Origin of the sequence: Sulfitobacter mediterraneus (assembly GCF_016801775.1) — a bacterium.
Lineage (GTDB): Bacteria > Pseudomonadota > Alphaproteobacteria > Rhodobacterales > Rhodobacteraceae > Sulfitobacter > Sulfitobacter mediterraneus_A.
The window spans coordinates 400,028-415,790 of sequence record NZ_CP069004.1 but is presented as its reverse complement, the minus strand read 5'-3'; the positions used below and the strand labels follow the sequence as shown (position 1 = coordinate 415,790).

Sequence of the window (15,763 nt, the reverse complement as noted above, 5' to 3'; positions counted from 1 at the left end):
CACAGCCCTACCCGATTGGCGCGTCATGCAAAAGCGGCATTGCAGCACATCAGACGGGGATCATTGCCAGCGCGATCCGGCGGCCCTCGCTGAGCAGCACGTTATAGGTGCGGCATGCGGCGGGGGAAGACATCGGCTCTGCCGCGATACCGGCCTCTTGCAATTGCTGATCCAGATCATCGGGCAGATGGGCGATCTCGGCGCCGGTGCCGACAAACAAAACGTCAATCTCTCCCGCCATTGCCAAAAGCGGCGCTGTGTCCTCCAACCCGCCCCAGCGTTTAGGGCCATCTGCGCCGGTGATCACCGGCCCCTCAATGACCTGCCCGCCGATGCGGAAAAAGCCGGGCCCATACCCTTCGACCGGCTGGGCGTTGTTGTATTCCACTTCATTGAGACGCATGGATCATCCTTTCCAAATCGGCAGCCCCAGGATAGCGGAACTGAAAATCACGAGATAGGCTACAAAACGAAAAAGCCGCGCCGCCTTGGGGTTGAACAGACGCGCGCCGATGACATTGGCGATCAGGTTTGGCACGCCGAGCATCAGACCCAGTGCAAAGACCGGCCAGACCATCAGCCCGCTCAGCCACAGCACGGGAAACAGCACCAGATCCACCGCAAACAGGTACAGCATCAGATTGGCGCGGATGGTCGCCACGGGCAATGTGCTGGCCATATAGAGCATGATCACCGGCGGGCCGGGTATACCGGCAAAACCGGTCATGAATCCGCCAATGCCGCCTGCGCCGACGGTAAGACTTGCGGTCAACGCTCCGGTGTAGCGCCAGCCGGAGATGACCAGCACCAGCAGCGCCAAGACAATGCCGGAGATGATCCAGCCAAAAACCAATGGATCCAGTTGTGTCAAAAGCCACAGACCGACGGGCAGACAGATCAATGCACCCAGGATCAGCCGCCCCACATCGCGCGGTGTCCCATCACGCATTGAGGGCCGCAGGTTGGGCACCGGGCCAAGGATTTCAGCCGCTGTCAGGAAAATCACAGCCTCGACCGGCGACAGCACCGAAGCGGCCACTGGCATGATGATCATCGCGGAGCCAAAGCCGGAGAAACCGCGCACGATGCCCGCGACAAAAACAGCCCCCACCAGCCAGATCAGCCCTTCGGGCGATCCGGCTGGAAGCAGCCAATCAGGCATCTATGTTGGCGTATTGGTTGCCTGCGTTTGCATCCGGCTTGGACCAGTCACGTTTCACGCCAAGGTACAAAAGCACCGCAGAGGCCACAAAGATCGAGCTGTATGTACCGACGATCACGCCCCAGATCATCGCAAAGACAAAGCCGCGGATCACATCGCCGCCCAGCACAAACAGCGCAATCAGCGCCAGCAGCGTCGTGACAGAGGTCATGAAAGTCCGGCTCATGGTTTCGTTGATCGAGAGGTTCAGAACCTCTTTGAGATCGCGCTTTTTGTACTTGCGCAGGTTCTCCCGCACTCGGTCAAACACGACCACCGTATCGTTCAGCGAATAGCCCACAATGGTCAGCAACGCTGCGATAATCGCCAGATCGAACCGGATCTGAAGCTCAGAGAAAATCCCGATGGTCAGCAAAACGTCATGCACCAGCGCCAGCACCGCACCGACGGCAAATTGCCATTCAAACCGCAGCCAGATGTAGATCAGGACCGCGCCAATCGCCAAGACCACGGCAATTGCAGCGGTTTGGATCAATTCGCCCGATACTTTGGGGCCAACGGATTCAACGGATGTAAATTTGATGTCCGGACGGATGTCTTTCAGCGCGGCCTGAACCGCCTCGATGGTGTCCACTGACACCGCTTCTTGTTCGTCCTGCGCCTGAATGCGGATCATCGCCACGTTCTGATCTTCGCGGAAGGTCGGATCGAACACTTCGGTGATGGTGATATCGCCAAGATCCAGTTGCTCCATCGCGCCGCGGTATTCGGCCACGTTCACCGCCAGCGGGCTTTCGGTGCGGATTGTGGTGCCGCCGCGAAAGTCGATGCCAAAGTTCAGACCCTGGATCATGAAGGAGGCAAAGGCGATGACCATCATCAGCCCCGAAATGCCCAGCCACATCTTCCAGTGCTTGAAGAAGTCGAAGTTCGAGTTTTCCTTGAACAATCGCAAACGCATGTCAGACCTCAATCGTTTTCGGGCGGCGTGCCTCGAACCAGATCACCACCAACAGGCGGGTGACAAAGATCGCGGTGAACACAGATGTGATGATGCCAAAGCCCAGCGTGATCGCAAAGCCGCGCACCGGGCCGGAGCCCATGACAAACAGGATCACGGCTGTGATCAATGTGGTGATATTGGCGTCTACGATCGCCGATAGCGCCTTTTCATAGCCAAGCGAGATCGCGCGGGCCGGCCCTTTGGCGGTTTTCAACTCTTCGCGGATGCGCTCAAAGATCAGCACGTTGGCGTCCACCGCCATGCCGACCGTCAAAACGATCCCCGCAATGCCCGGCAAGGTCAGTGTCGCACCGACAAGGCTGAGCAGGCCAAAGATCATGCCGACGTTGATGACCAGCGCGATATTGGCGAAAATGCCGAACAGACCATAGCTCAGGAACATAAAGACCAGCACGGCGACAAAGGCGATGATTGTCGCGACCTTGCCCGCATCGATGCTGTCTTGGCCCAGTTCGGGGCCGATGGTGCGTTCTTCCAGAAACACCAGCCCTGCAGGCAGCGCACCGGCGCGCAGAAGGATCGCGAGGTTGGTGCTTTCCTCGACATTGAAATTGCCGGTGATAATGCCCGATCCGCCGGGGATATGACTTCGGATCGTGGGGGCGCTGATCACCTTGTCATCAAGGATGATCGCAAAGGGCGCACCAATGTTTTCAGCGGTGTAGTTGCCGAACTTGCGTGCGCCGGTGGTGTTGAACCGGAAACTGACCGCGGGCGATCCGTTCTCGTCAAAGCTGGGCTGCGCATCGACCAGTTCCTCGCCAGTGACGACAGGCGCGGCCTCAACGGTGTAATAGGCACCTTCCTCATCCACGGAGGGCAACACTTTGTTACCGATACCGGGGTTGGCGTTGGCGTCCGACCCGCGGTTCACAACCGGGTTGAAGGTCAGCTGCGCGGTGGTGCCGATGATCGCTTTCAGCTCGGCCGCCGAACCGATGCCGGGCACCTGAATGAGGATCCGGTCCGCGCCCTGGCGCTGGATGGTCGGCTCGCGGGTGCCGACCTCGTCAATCCGGCGGCGGATGATCTCAAGCGATTGTTGCATCGTGCGCTCATCGGTCGCCTGCTTTTCCGCATCCGACAGGGTGACGATGATCATCCCGTCTTCGCCGCGCACATCGATGTCATTGGACCCTGCCCCGGTCAGCGTGGTCACGGGCCGAGCCAAACCCCGCACGATCTCCAACGCCTGCGCCATCTTGTCCGTATCGTTGAGCCGCACGCGCAGCTCATCTTCGGGAGATTGCTGGCGGCGCACGGGGGTCAAGCTGCGCAAGGCGTCGCGGACCTCGGGCCATTGGGCCTCCATCCGTGCAGCATAAACGTCCTGCACCTTGACCTCGGCCAGAAGATGCGCCCCGCCGCGCAGGTCCAGACCCAGATTGACCAGCCCCGATGGCATCCAGTCGGGCCAAAGCGCCAATTGCGCCTGAAGCTCGGGGGTGGATCCGGAAAGCTCAATCGCCTTGGCGGCATCATTGTGCTGTTCCACGGGGCCGTAAAACGCATTGGGCAGCGCCAGCCAGAGCCCGATGGCACAGGTCAGCGCAATAGCAATCCGTTTCCACAGATCAATCTGAAGCATGGGTCCGCCTTTATCTTAAGCGTTGGCCGCAGGGGCGGTTTATTTGGCCGGTTCGGTCTTGGAGACAACCGTGGCGATGGTGGATTGGATCACGCGAACCTTGACGCCATCGGCAATCTCGATCTCCAGCTCGCCATCTTCGCGCACTTTGACCACTTTGCCGATCATGCCGCCCTGGGTCACAACCTGATCCCCGCGCCGCAGGGCCGCAACCATCGCCTGATGTTCCTTGGCTTTTTTCTGCTGGGGACGGATCAGGAGGAAATACATGATACCGAAGATCAGGATCAGCGGGATAAATTGCTGGATGCCTTGCATGGAGGTGGTCCTTTTAGCTGCTGTTGAGGGCGCAGAACGCCCCACCACGAAGTTTGGCAGAACCTATGCGTGGCAAGGGCAAGGCGCAAGGTGCAAAGGGGAGTTTTGGGTGGACGGGACGGAGGAAGCAGGTAGTCTCGGATAAGTTGTGCCTGCTCGCCCTTGAGCAGATGTGACTGAAGAGCAATCCACGACCATTCCCCCCTCACTCCGCTCTACCCCTTTGCTGCGCAATCCGGCATAACGCGGCGAGACGATTCATTTCCAAGGACGCATCCCATGCATGACATCCGCGCCATCCGCGAAAATCCTGAGTTTCTTGACGCTGCCCTTGCGCGGCGGGGCGAAGATGCGATGTCCTCCAAGGTGCTGGCCCTGGACGAGGCACGGCGGGCCAAGATCGGTGCGGCTGAGGCCGCCCAGGCCGAACAGAACAAGGCCAGCAAGTTGGTGGGCGCCGCCAAGGCCAAGGGTGACGAGGCCGAGTTTGAGCGGCTGCGTGCGCTTGTGGCTGACAAAAAGGCCGAAGTGGCGGCGATGCAGGGCGAGGCCAAGGAGCTGGACGCGCAGCTGACCGATATGCTGGCCCGCATTCCCAACTCCCCTGCCGATGATGTGCCAAGCGGCGCGGATGAGGCGGAGAATGTCGAAGTGCACCGCTGGGGCGATCTGCCGGAATTCGATTTCGAGCCCAAGGAGCATTACGAGATCGCGGGCGTGGCCCCGAACATGGATTTTGAAACCGCCGCCAAGACATCCGGCGCCCGGTTTGTGATGCTCAAGGGTGCTGTGGCGCGGGTGCACCGGGCCTTGGCGCAGTTCATGGTGGACACCCATGTGGATCACAACGGGCTAACCGAAGTGAACTCCCCCGTTCTGGTGCGCGACGAGGCGATGTACGGTACGGACAAACTGCCGAAATTCGGCGAGGACAGCTATCAAACCACCAATGGCTGGTGGCTGGTGCCAACGTCCGAGGTGCCGCTGACCTATACCGCGGCGGACGAGGTGCTGGAGGAAAGCGCCCTGCCCAAACGCTATACCGCCCATACGCTTTGCTTCCGTTCCGAGGCGGGCAGCGCCGGGCGCGATACCGCGGGCATGCTGCGCCAGCACCAGTTTGAAAAGGTCGAAATGGTCAGCGTCACCCATCCGGACGAAAGCGATAATGAGCAAAAGCGCATGTTGCGCTGCGCAGAGGATCTGCTGGAACGGCTGGGCGTGCCCTATCGCACGGTGATCCTGTGCACCGGAGACATGGGCTTTGGCGCACGGCGCACCTATGACATCGAGGCCTGGGTGCCCGGGCAGAACACCTACCGCGAGATTTCGTCGGTTTCGACCACGGGTGATTTTCAGGCCCGCCGGATGAATGCCCGGTTCAAACCCAAAGACGGCGGCAAGCCGCAGTTCGTGCATACATTGAACGGCTCCGGCCTTGCGGTCGGGCGCTGTTTGATTGCGGTGCTGGAAAACGGCCAGCAAGCCGACGGTTCTGTGAAGTTGCCCGATGTTCTGGCCCCCTATCTGGGCGGCAAGACCACCATCGCGTCGGATGGCACGCTGGCCTGATCCGGCAAGGACCGGCTGCTTTGCGCGGCCGGGATTGCACCAGTTGAAAAATACACATCCTCGGCTAGCTTGAGGGTAGGGTCACAGCCCTGCCCTTTTGACTGACCGAGGATTGTCTATGTCCGGCCCCATGCGCCCTGCCTTTGCCCTTTTGGCTGTTCTGCTGAGCCTGTCTTTTGCCGCATCTCCGTTTTTCGTGGAGGGATTTGGCGGGTTTGATCCCAACCAGTTTCCGGTTCCCCAAGAAAATCCCCCTGTCCAGCCGGCCGGCTATGCCTTCGGGATCTGGGGGCTGATTTACGTCTGGTTGATACTTGGTATGGGCTGGGGCGCACTGCGGGCGTTGCGGGACGGGCAATGGCATGACATGCGCGTGCCGCTGTGCCTGTCGCTGGCCTTTGGCACCGGCTGGCTTGCGGTCGCGGTGGCGAGCCCCGTTTGGGCTGCGGTGTTGATCTGGGCGATGCTTCTGACCGCTCTGGCGGCGCTGTTTATGGCGCCGGTCGGGGATCGGGTCTGGGCGGCATGGCCGGTCGGGCTTTATGCCGGTTGGCTCAGCGCGGCGTCTTGCGTGTCACTGGGCCTGTTGGCGGCGGGCTACGGCTGGTTGGATCAGACCACGGCAGCGCTGGTGTTTGTGGGACTTGCCATTGTACTGGGCGGATTTGTGCAAGGCGCATTGGGCCGTGCGCCGACCTATGGAGCGGCGGTCATCTGGGCACTGGCGGCGGTGGTTGTGAACAATTTGGCAACCGCGCCGATGGTGGCCTATGTGGCGGGCGGCGGTGCCTTGGTGATGGTTATCCCAACGTTGAAAGCCTTGATGCGCGGCTGAGGGCTGGCGGGAATTTTGAGATTTCCGCGCCAAACCTTCAAAGAGTTTGGAGGATTGGCACGAAAACACCGCAAATTTGCTTTCTTGAATGAGTACGGGTCGGACTTTTGAAAAAGCCCGACCCGTACTCCTTAATCCTTGCGCCGACCTGCCATATGTTTCCGCAACTTCGACGGCGGCGCCTTTTTTCGGCCCTTGTAAGGGTTGGCATCGTTTTGCCCCCGCATCCAAAGCCGGATCGGCGTTCCGGGCATGTCAAAATCGACCCGCAAACCATTCACCAGATAGCGGCTATAGCTTTCGGGCACCTTGTCGGGATGGCTACACATCACCACAAAACCGGGCGGACGTGTCTTGGCCTGCGTCATGTAGCGCAGCTTGATCCGCTTGCCCTGCGGCGCGGGCGGCGGGTGTGCTTCCATCATGCCAGCCAGCCAACGGTTCAACTGCGCGGTGGTGATCCGTCGGTTCCAGACGTCATAGGCCCGCATGATCGCCTCATGCAAACGGTCCAGCCCCCGGCCCGTCTTGGCCGACACAGTGATCAGCGGCGCACCGCGCAACTGCGGCAGCAGGCGTTCAAAGCTTTCCTTGAGCGTCTTGAGTTTGGCCTGACGTTCGTCTTCGATGTCCCATTTGTTGACCGCGATGATAACGGCGCGGCCCTCGCGTTCGGCCAGATCGGCGATGCGCAGGTCTTGCTGTTCAAACGGGATTTCGGCATCCAGAAGGACGACCACGACCTCGGCGAACTTCACGGCCCGCAAACCATCGCTGACGCTGAGTTTTTCCAGCTTTTCCTGCACCTTGGCCTTTTTGCGCATGCCGGCTGTGTCAAAGATCCGCATCGGCACGCCGATCCATTCGGTGCGCAGGGAAATCGCATCACGGGTGATGCCTGCCTCCGGCCCGGTGAGCAGGCGGTCCTCACCCATGATCTGGTTGATCAGGGTAGATTTACCGGCATTGGGGCGCCCCACCACAGCCACCTGCAAAGGCTTGGCATGGGTCGGCACCGGCACCGCATCGGGATCTTCGGCCTCGTCCTCGGTCAGATCAACATCGGTTTCAGGCGCGTCTTCACTGGCGCGTTCGGCAAATTGATCGGCCAGCGGCATAAGCACGGAATAAAGATCGTTCAAGCCCTCGCCATGTTCGGCGGACATGCGGATCGGTTCGCCCAAACCCAATGAATAGGCCTCGATCACGCCGGCATCGGCGGCTTTGCCTTCGGCCTTGTTGGCGGCGAGAATCACATGGGCAGAGCGTTTGCGCAGAATATCGGCAAACACCAGATCGGACGGGGTGATCCCGACCCGCGCATCTACCATGAACAAGCAGATGTCAGCCATGTCCACTGCGCGTTCGGTCAGACGGCGCATCCGGCCCTGAAGACTGTCATCGGTGACCTCTTCCAGACCGGCGGTATCCACCACGGTAAAGCGCAGGTCGGCCAGACGCGCGGCGCCTTCACGCAGATCGCGCGTGACACCGGGCTGGTCATCCACCAGCGCAAGACGTTTGCCGACAAGACGGTTGAACAGCGTGGATTTGCCCACATTGGGGCGGCCCACGATGGCGAGAGTAAAGGACATTTTAAGGCTCCAGGCCGGATCAGGCCAAATCAAGCCTGCGCTTTAGACCATTTCGCGGTCAACGGAAAGCGTGCAATTGCCCCTTGCGCGAGACAAGGTAAAGCGTGCCGCCCGCCACAACCGGCGCAGTGGTCGCGCCGCCGGGGATTTCGGTGGTGCCCAGAAGGCTGCCGTCACGCGGATCAAAGCTGCGCAGCAGCCCGTCGCTGGAGGCCACGATCACGCGCCCGCCCGCCACAACAGGGCCGTGGTGCGCATAGACCTCGGACTGCCGCTTTGGCTTGGATTTCACAAAATTCGGCAGAGGCACGCCCCAGATGCGGCTTCCGTCATTGGCATCCAGACGCACCAGCTCATTGAGATCTGTCAGAGCAAAGACGCTGCCCCCTATGGGCCAGACCGGGCCGATTGCGCCCTCGCGGGCGGTCCATTGGGGTTGGCCGCTGCCCAGCTTGAGCGCCATCAGGCGGCCCGACTGGTTGCCAGCATAAAGGGTATCGCCCGACAGCATCGGCGCAGATGTGATGTCAGAGATAGAGGACATCGCGCGGCCGGGACGCTTGCCCACGACGGCCGTGTTCCAGCGCGGCAAACCGCCACGGCGGAACACCGCCTGCACTTCGCCCGACCCGAAAGAGAAAATCGCCAATTGGTCATTTACCACGGGGGCCGGTGTGCCCAGCACGTTCTGCAGGCTTGGCGTTGCGGACACCTGCCATTGGATGCGGCCGTCGGATTTGCGCACAGCCCAGCCCGTGTCATCCCCTGCGGTCAGGTAAACCAGATCGCCATAAACCGTTGGGGTGCCCGTGCCACTGGCATCGAGGTCTTGCGTCCAACGCACCGCGCCGGAAGCCGCATCGATGGCCGACAGATAACCGTAGCCTACCGAGACATAGACCGTGTCGCCCTCAACCGCGATGCCACCACCGGAGCTTTGCCCAGCCTTGTCTGACGCGGGGGTCAAATCACGCGACCACAGGGTCGCACCAGAGGTGGATGTGGCTGTCAAAGTGGCCGATGCATCAAGGGTAAAGACCCGCCCGGAGGCGACAACAGGGTTTGCAGAGATGCGCAGTTTGCGGCTGTCCCCCTGCCCGATGTCCGCGCTCCATGCCAGTTGCGGAGCGGCGCGCAGGGCCGGATGGGATGTGCGGTATTTCGGGGTGCCGGGGCTCTGGCTCCAACTGGCGTTGTTGGTGGCGGCGCCCAGCGCGATGGGGCGGCTTTCATTCGGGCTGGTGTCACGCACCTGAAGCGGCTGAGCAAGATCGGGATCCGTCAGCACCGCACGGACGTTTTCCCGTTCGCCGACCAGATAGGTCTCTCTTTCGGTGCAGGCGCTCAGCACCAGCGCACCGGCAATAAGGCCGCACATCACCGGATGGACCGCAAAACGCTTTGGTTGGATCATCGCCCTGCTCACTTCTGTTTCGTCTGTTCGGGGCGCACCCCGTTCATCAATTCTCGCCTGCGGGCGCCTCTGCCCCATCCAAACCGGCAATGCCGTCAAGATCAGGTTCGCCGCCCAAGGCCACAATCACCTGTAGCGCACGTTGTTGCAAGTCCGAGGTCGTCTCGGCATCTGCCAGAATGGCTTGATACCGCTCAACCGCCGCCTCTGGGGCACCGGTTTCAATGTCGATCAACGCCAATTGTTCCACCGCCAACAGCCGCAGCGGGTTGCCCGGCTGCGCCATCGCCTCAAAGGACAGGCGGCGGTCATCTGCCGGTGTCATGCCCGCTTGCAAGGTCAACGACTTGAACTGCGCAATCTGGCGGTAGATCTGCGGCACTTCGCCGTCGATGGCCAATGCATCAAGGGTTTCGACAGCTGCGGCCGCATCGCCCGAGGTGGATTGCTCGGCTGCGGTCATCAGGCGCAACACCGCCTTTGCCCCCGGCGTGCCCGCGTCAATCGCCGCCAACTGGCTGGCACGTGCGGCGCTTTCGTTTTGCTCAAGCGCGTTCAGCATCGCATCGCCCAGGGCTTCGGCCTGAGCCTTGCTTTGTGCCTTTTGGTATTCGTTCCATGCAGCCCCGCCGACGACCAGGAAAATGGCAAGGACCGCGATCCAGCCATAACGGCGCAGCATTTTATAAAGCCGATCCCGACGGACCTCTTCGTTGACCTCTTCGATGAAACTGTCGGTATCGCTCATTGCGCCTGCCCCCGGCCTTCGATTTTGACCCTCTTAGCCTGCCTACCGCATCAAGCCAAGGCCTTGCCCGCTCTGTATCTGCCTGATTTTCCGGCTTGCAATCGATTCAATATAAAAAAAATGCGCACCTAAACTAGTCAGTTTAGATAACATACCCTAAATAGTGCCCATGGCCGGGCCTGAAGGGATTGGTCCATCAAATTATTGCGAGGCACTCAGATGCGCATTTTCTCCATTTTGGCCGCTTTGGTCGTGACCGTTATTCTGGCAATGTCAATTTTGGCCCGCCCACAGCTTATGGCCCTTTTGGGCATGAACGGCGACGCCGAGGCGGCGCAGGACAGCACATTGACCACCGGCGAAGCGGGCACCGCAGAGGCCGCAACACAGAAACTGGTCAAGGTTCTGGTGCGCAAGGTGATCGCGGAACAAGTGGACAGCGCGGTGATCCTGCGCGGCCAAACCGCCGCCGCGCGGCAGGTCGATGTGAAATCTGAGACCTCTGCCATTGTAGCCTCTGCACCGCTGCGCAAGGGCACCACCGTTGAGGAAGGTCAGGCGCTTTGTGTGCTGGACCCCGGCACGCGCGGCTCTGCACTGGATGAGGCACGCGCCCGTCTGGCTGAGGCGCGGTCCCGCGTCCCCGAATCCGAGGCCCGCGTAGACGAAGCGCAAGCGCGGCTTGAAGAGGCCAAAATCAACCAGAACGCTGCCTCCCGCCTCATACAGGACGGTTTCGCCTCGCAGACCCGTGTGGCCTCTGCCGATGCCTCGGTTGCGGCAGCCAAGGCGGCGGTCAGTTCTGCCACCTCCGGCCTATCCTCCGCAAAGGCCAGCATCGAAGCGGCGACAGCATCTGTGGCAAGCGCCGAAAAAGAGATTGAACGCCTGACCATCCGCGCGCCCTTTGGCGGTTTGCTGGAAAGTGACACGGCAGAACTGGGCAGCTTGCTGCAGCCCGGCGCCCTTTGCGCAACGATCATCCAGCTTGATCCGATCAAGCTGGTGGGTTTTGTTCCGGAAACGGAAGTGAACCGCGTCAGCCTTGGCGCCCGCGCCGGTGCGCAACTGGCCGCCGGCGGCAAACAGGTCTTTGGCGAGGTGGTGTTCCTGTCTCGCTCTGCCGATCCGCAAACCCGCACCTTCCGTGTAGAGATCGACGTTGCAAACAGCGATCTGGCGATCCGGGATGGCCAAACCGCCGAGATCGGCATCGCTTCTGCAGGTGTCAAAGCACATCTCATTCCACAATCGGCCTTGACCCTGAATGACGATGGCGCTTTGGGCGTTCGGATGATTGATGACGCAGCAGTCGTGGCCTTTGCCCCTGTCGAGATCATGCGCGATACGCCCGATGGCATCTGGGTGACGGGCCTGCCCCTTGAGGCGGATATCATTGTGGTCGGTCAGGAATACGTCACCGCAGGCGTTACCGTTGCGCCGACCTGGGAGGAGTTGAGCCAATGACCGGTATCGTCGATTGGGCCGCTGGCCGTGCCCGAATGGTGATGGCCTTTATCCTGCTCAGCCTCGTGGTGGGCGGGTATTCCTATTCCACACTTCCCAAAGAGGGTGAGCCGGACATTGAAATCCCGGCTCTTTTTGTATCGGTCCCTTTCCCCGGCATTTCGGCCGCAGACAGTGAGACACTGCTGGTCAAACCGATGGAGACCGAACTGGCCGATCTCGATGGCCTGAAAAAGATGTCAGGCACCGCAGCGGAGAACTACGCCGGTGTGGCGCTGGAGTTTGAATTTGGCTGGGACAAGACCAAGATCATGGCCGATGTGCGCGATGCGATGTCCACGGCCGAGGCGAATTTTCCCGAAGGCGCTGAAAAATACACGATCAACGAGATCAATTTTTCCGAGTTTCCGATCATCATTGTAAACCTCACCGGCCCCGTGCCGGAACGCACCATGGCCCGCGTGGCCCGCGACCTTCAGGACGATCTTGAGGCGCTGGATGCGGTGCTGGAGGCCGGTCTCGCGGGTGACCGCGACGAGATGCTTGAGGTCTTGATCGATCCTCTGCGCCTTGAGGCTTACAACGTGACGGCGGGCGAATTGATCAATGTGGTCAAGAACAACAACCAATTGATTGCTGCAGGCGAAATCGAAAGCGAGCAAGGCTCCTTTGCGGTCAAGATCCCCTCGTCATTTGACGAGCCCCGCGATGTTTACGCCCTGCCGGTCAAGACCAACGGCGACCGGGTTGTGACCCTTGGGGATCTGGCCGAGATCAACCTGACCTTCGAAGACCGCAAAGGCACCGCCCGCTTTAACGGCGAAAAGACGCTGGCGCTTCAGGTCGTCAAGCGCAAAGGGTTTAACCTGATTGACACCGCGCAACTGGTTAAGGAAATCGTGGCCGAACGCAGCGCCGAATGGCCCGATGGCCTTCAGGCGGCAGTGACGGTCGGCACCTCCAACGACCAAAGCCGCATCGTGGACAGCATGGTGCAACAGCTTCTTGGCTCGGTCTTTACCGCCGTGGCGCTGGTGATGATCGTGGTTCTGGCAGCGCTTGGCATTCGCGCGGCGTTGCTGGTTGGTTTTGCAATTCCCACCTCGTTCCTGTTGTGTTTCGCCTTTTTGGCCCTGATGGGGATCTCGATCTCAAACATCGTGATGTTCGGCCTGATTTTGGCGGTCGGGATGTTGGTGGATGGCGCAATTGTGGTCGTTGAATACGCCGATGCCCGTCAGCAGGAGGGCGTCGGCCCGATGCACGCCTATGTGGATGCGGCCAAGCGGATGTTCTGGCCGATCATCAGCTCCACCGCGACAACGCTTTGTGCCTTCCTGCCGATGCTGTTCTGGCCCGGCGTACCGGGCGAATTCATGGGTATGTTGCCGGTCACCTTGATCTTTGTTTTGTCTGCCTCTCTGGTGGTGGCCTTGGTCTATCTGCCCGTGATGGGCGGGGTCACAGGCCGGCTTGAGCGTTGGATGGCCAACAACATGGAGGCCATTGCCGGTCTGCGCTGGTATCTGCATATCCTGCTGTTCCCTGTTGCACTGGCCATGATCTTGCTGCCAATGGCAGGCATGCCGCCGCTTTTTGCTGTGATCTCTGCCCGCTTTGCCGAGATGGACGCGCTGAATGTGATTGGCTCTGTGGTGCCAACCTTTGCTGTTGTGTTCCTCTGTGTGGTCGTGCTGGCCGCGCTGCTGGCGGTCGGGCTGTCGGGCGCGATGATGGGGCTGCTGTCGTTCTTCGGCATTTTCACCCGTTTGGGGCGCGGTGGTCGCTGGGTCACCTCGAAACTGTTCCGCAAACCCCCTGACAAGATCAACGCAGGCTACCGCCGCAACGGTTTTGGTCGGGTGATCGCCTTTATTGCGGGCAATCCGGTGATGCCGTTGGCCATGGCGGGGATTGTGTTCGTCTTTGTCGGATCCGTCCTGATCTACTTTTCCAACAACTCCAAAGGGGTTGAGTTCTTTGTGGAATCCGAGCCGGAGCAGGCCATCGTTTATGTGCTGGCCCGCGGCAACCTGAGCCTCGATGAAAAGGATGCGCTTTTGCAAAAGGCCGAAGAGATCGTTTTGCAGCATCCCGGCATCCAGACAGCCTTTGCCTTTGCCGGTGAAGGAGGCTTGGACAGCAACACCGGCGGCGCCGTCACCCCCAAAGACAGCATTGGGCAGGTACAGCTCGAAACCATCCCGTGGGAGGATCGTCCGAACCGCAGCTCTGTCCTGTTCACGGTGCCCTTCGTCGGCTTCGAGGTGCGCCGTGAAACGCAGGATCCGGCCTATGACGGGGATGTCATTATCGCAGAGCTGACCGAACAGTTGGAGAATATTCCCGGCATCCGCGTTGAAATTTTGGCACAGGCCCGCGGCCCGGCTTCGGGCAAGCCCGTGCATCTGAGGCTCAAGTCCGACAGCTATACCGACCTGATCGCAGCAGCGGCGCTGGCGCGGGAACAATATGAAAAGACCCCAGGCCTGACCCTGATCGAAGACACCCGCCCCCTGCCCGGCATCGACTGGAAAATCGATGTGGATGTGGAAAAAGCGGGCCGCTATGGCGCGGATGTTCTGACCGTTGGCGCGATGGTGCAATTGGTTACACGCGGCTTGTTGCTGGACACGATGCGGGTCGACAGCTCGGACGAAGAGATCGAGATCCGCGTGCGCCTGCCCGAAAAAGACCGCGTGCTCAGCACGCTGGACACGCTTAAGGTGCGCACAGCTGATGGGTTGATCCCGCTGAGCAATTTCATCACCCGGACGCCGGTGCCAAAACTGGCCGAGGTCAACCGTGTGGATCAAAAGCGCTATCTTGATGTCAAGGCGGACGTGGCGCCCGGCCTGATGAAGCTGGTCAAATCCACCGGCACCGAGCGGACCGATGCGACAGTGACCCTCGCCACTCTGCGCCCCGCGGGCAATGACGCGGATATCAGAACCGTCGATGGCATCGCCTACAAGATCACCGACCGTACAGAGGCGGCGGGCGATACGGATCTGCAAGCCGGACTGTCGGCGGGCGAACTTCGTCTGGTTCCGATCAATCCCAACGAACGGATCGCCGAGATCACCAAATGGCTGGACACCAAGCCGCTGGGCCTGGGCGTGACCTATGAATGGACCGGAGACCAGGAAGATCAGGCGGAAAGCCAGGCCTTCCTCAGCTCGGCCTTTACCGCCGCGCTGGGTCTGATGTTCATCATCCTGCTGGCGCAGTTCAACTCGTTCTATAATGCGGTTCTGGTGCTGTTGGCGGTGGTTCTGTCGACCACGGGCGTGCTGATCGGAATGCTGGTGATGGATCAAACCTTCTCGATCATCATGACCGGCACCGGCATTGTCGCGCTGGCGGGGATTGTGGTGAACAACAACATCATCCTGATCGACACCTACCAGGAATATGAACGCTACATGCCACGGATTGAGGCGATCATCCGCACCGCGCAGGCACGGATCCGGCCGGTGCTCCTGACCACGATCACAACAATGGCGGGCCTCGCACCGATGATGTTCGGGCTCTCCCTGAACTTTGCCGAGGGTGGCTATACCATCGACAGCCCAACCGCGCTGTGGTGGAAACAGCTGGCAACGGCTGTGGTCTTTGGCCTTGGGATTGCAACCGTGCTGACCCTGATTGTCACGCCGTCAATGCTGGCCATCCGGGTCTGGGCGACGACCTATATCCGTTGGGTGGCACGTCTGCTGGCCAAGATGTCACTGGGCCGGGCCAGCCGCGCCGCGCAAGACTGGTCGCTGCAACGGGACGCCCGGCGCAAGAACACCCATGAGATCATCTGGGATGACAGCACCGCCGCGGCGCCTACACCAGCGGAATAGCAACCGCGCCTTCGTCTGGGCTCCGGCCCTCACAGCCGCCTCAAAACCAAAATCGCCCGCAGTGCGCAACACTGCGGGCGATTTCGTTTGTGAGTGCAACAAGCGCGGGCACCGCCGCAAGAACTGAATAAATGGGTCCAGACCCAGAGCAACAACCACCGCAGTCACGGCGGACCACCACGCCCCTGC

At 60.6% G+C, this 15,763-nt stretch carries 12 protein-coding genes; 4 read left to right on the top strand and 8 right to left on the bottom strand.

What is annotated here, in order from left to right:
- Positions 1 to 49: 49 nt before the first annotated feature.
- From JNX03_RS01960 to yajC, 5 genes are read right to left on the bottom strand one after another with little or no spacing between them, the layout of a single operon-like run.
- Positions 50 to 403, bottom strand: a complete 354-nt coding sequence (locus JNX03_RS01960) for an Mth938-like domain-containing protein (RefSeq protein ID WP_203210794.1) — start codon at positions 401 to 403, stop codon at positions 50 to 52.
- Positions 404 to 406: 3 nt separating this feature from the next.
- Positions 407 to 1,162 (bottom strand): sulfite exporter TauE/SafE family protein, encoded by a 756-nt coding sequence (locus JNX03_RS01955; protein ID WP_203210793.1) that lies wholly within the window; start codon positions 1,160 to 1,162, stop codon positions 407 to 409.
- A complete protein-coding gene (secF, locus tag JNX03_RS01950) occupies positions 1,155 to 2,123 on the bottom strand; it encodes a protein translocase subunit SecF (protein ID WP_203210792.1) in 969 nt (322 codons plus the stop codon). Before secF ends, JNX03_RS01955 begins: the two co-directional genes overlap by 8 nt.
- 1 nt (position 2,124) lies before the next feature.
- The gene (gene secD, locus JNX03_RS01945; RefSeq protein ID WP_203210791.1) at positions 2,125 to 3,774 is read right to left on the bottom strand and encodes a protein translocase subunit SecD; all 1,650 of its coding nucleotides are present in this window, start codon (positions 3,772 to 3,774) and stop codon (positions 2,125 to 2,127) included.
- A gap of 39 nt (positions 3,775 to 3,813) precedes the next feature.
- A complete protein-coding gene (yajC, locus tag JNX03_RS01940) occupies positions 3,814 to 4,092 on the bottom strand; it encodes a preprotein translocase subunit YajC (RefSeq protein WP_203210790.1) in 279 nt (92 codons plus the stop codon).
- 279 nt (positions 4,093 to 4,371) lie between these two features.
- Between yajC and serS the strand changes: the two genes are divergently transcribed.
- On the top strand, positions 4,372 to 5,664 hold the full coding sequence (gene serS, locus JNX03_RS01935; RefSeq protein ID WP_203210789.1) for a serine--tRNA ligase: 1,293 nt from the start codon (positions 4,372 to 4,374) through the stop codon (positions 5,662 to 5,664).
- Positions 5,665 to 5,782: 118 nt separating this feature from the next.
- On the top strand, positions 5,783 to 6,499 hold the full coding sequence (locus tag JNX03_RS01930; protein WP_231024122.1) for a tryptophan-rich sensory protein: 717 nt from the start codon (positions 5,783 to 5,785) through the stop codon (positions 6,497 to 6,499).
- 131 nt (positions 6,500 to 6,630) lie between these two features.
- On the opposite strand, the gene der is transcribed toward JNX03_RS01930, so the two are convergent.
- Genes der through JNX03_RS01915 form a run of 3 tightly spaced genes read right to left on the bottom strand, consistent with a single transcriptional unit; the run spans position 6,631 to position 10,256 of the window.
- Positions 6,631 to 8,094, bottom strand: a complete 1,464-nt coding sequence (gene der, locus JNX03_RS01925; RefSeq protein ID WP_203210788.1) for a ribosome biogenesis GTPase Der — start codon at positions 8,092 to 8,094, stop codon at positions 6,631 to 6,633.
- Positions 8,095 to 8,152: 58 nt separating this feature from the next.
- Positions 8,153 to 9,508 carry a PQQ-binding-like beta-propeller repeat protein gene (locus JNX03_RS01920; RefSeq protein WP_203210787.1) on the bottom strand — a complete coding sequence of 452 codons (1,356 nt, stop codon included), beginning with the start codon at positions 9,506 to 9,508 and terminating at the stop codon, positions 8,153 to 8,155.
- 46 nt (positions 9,509 to 9,554) lie between these two features.
- Positions 9,555 to 10,256 carry a hypothetical protein gene (locus JNX03_RS01915; protein WP_203210786.1) on the bottom strand — a complete coding sequence of 234 codons (702 nt, stop codon included), beginning with the start codon at positions 10,254 to 10,256 and terminating at the stop codon, positions 9,555 to 9,557.
- Between the two features lie 219 nt (positions 10,257 to 10,475).
- Between JNX03_RS01915 and JNX03_RS01910 the strand changes: the two genes are divergently transcribed.
- Both JNX03_RS01910 and JNX03_RS01905 read left to right on the top strand, forming a co-directional pair.
- Positions 10,476 to 11,723 (top strand): efflux RND transporter periplasmic adaptor subunit, encoded by a 1,248-nt coding sequence (locus JNX03_RS01910; RefSeq protein WP_203210785.1) that lies wholly within the window; start codon positions 10,476 to 10,478, stop codon positions 11,721 to 11,723.
- A complete protein-coding gene (locus tag JNX03_RS01905) occupies positions 11,720 to 15,574 on the top strand; it encodes an efflux RND transporter permease subunit (protein ID WP_203210784.1) in 3,855 nt (1,284 codons plus the stop codon). Before JNX03_RS01910 ends, JNX03_RS01905 begins: the two co-directional genes overlap by 4 nt.
- The last annotated feature ends 189 nt before the right edge of the window (positions 15,575 to 15,763 follow it).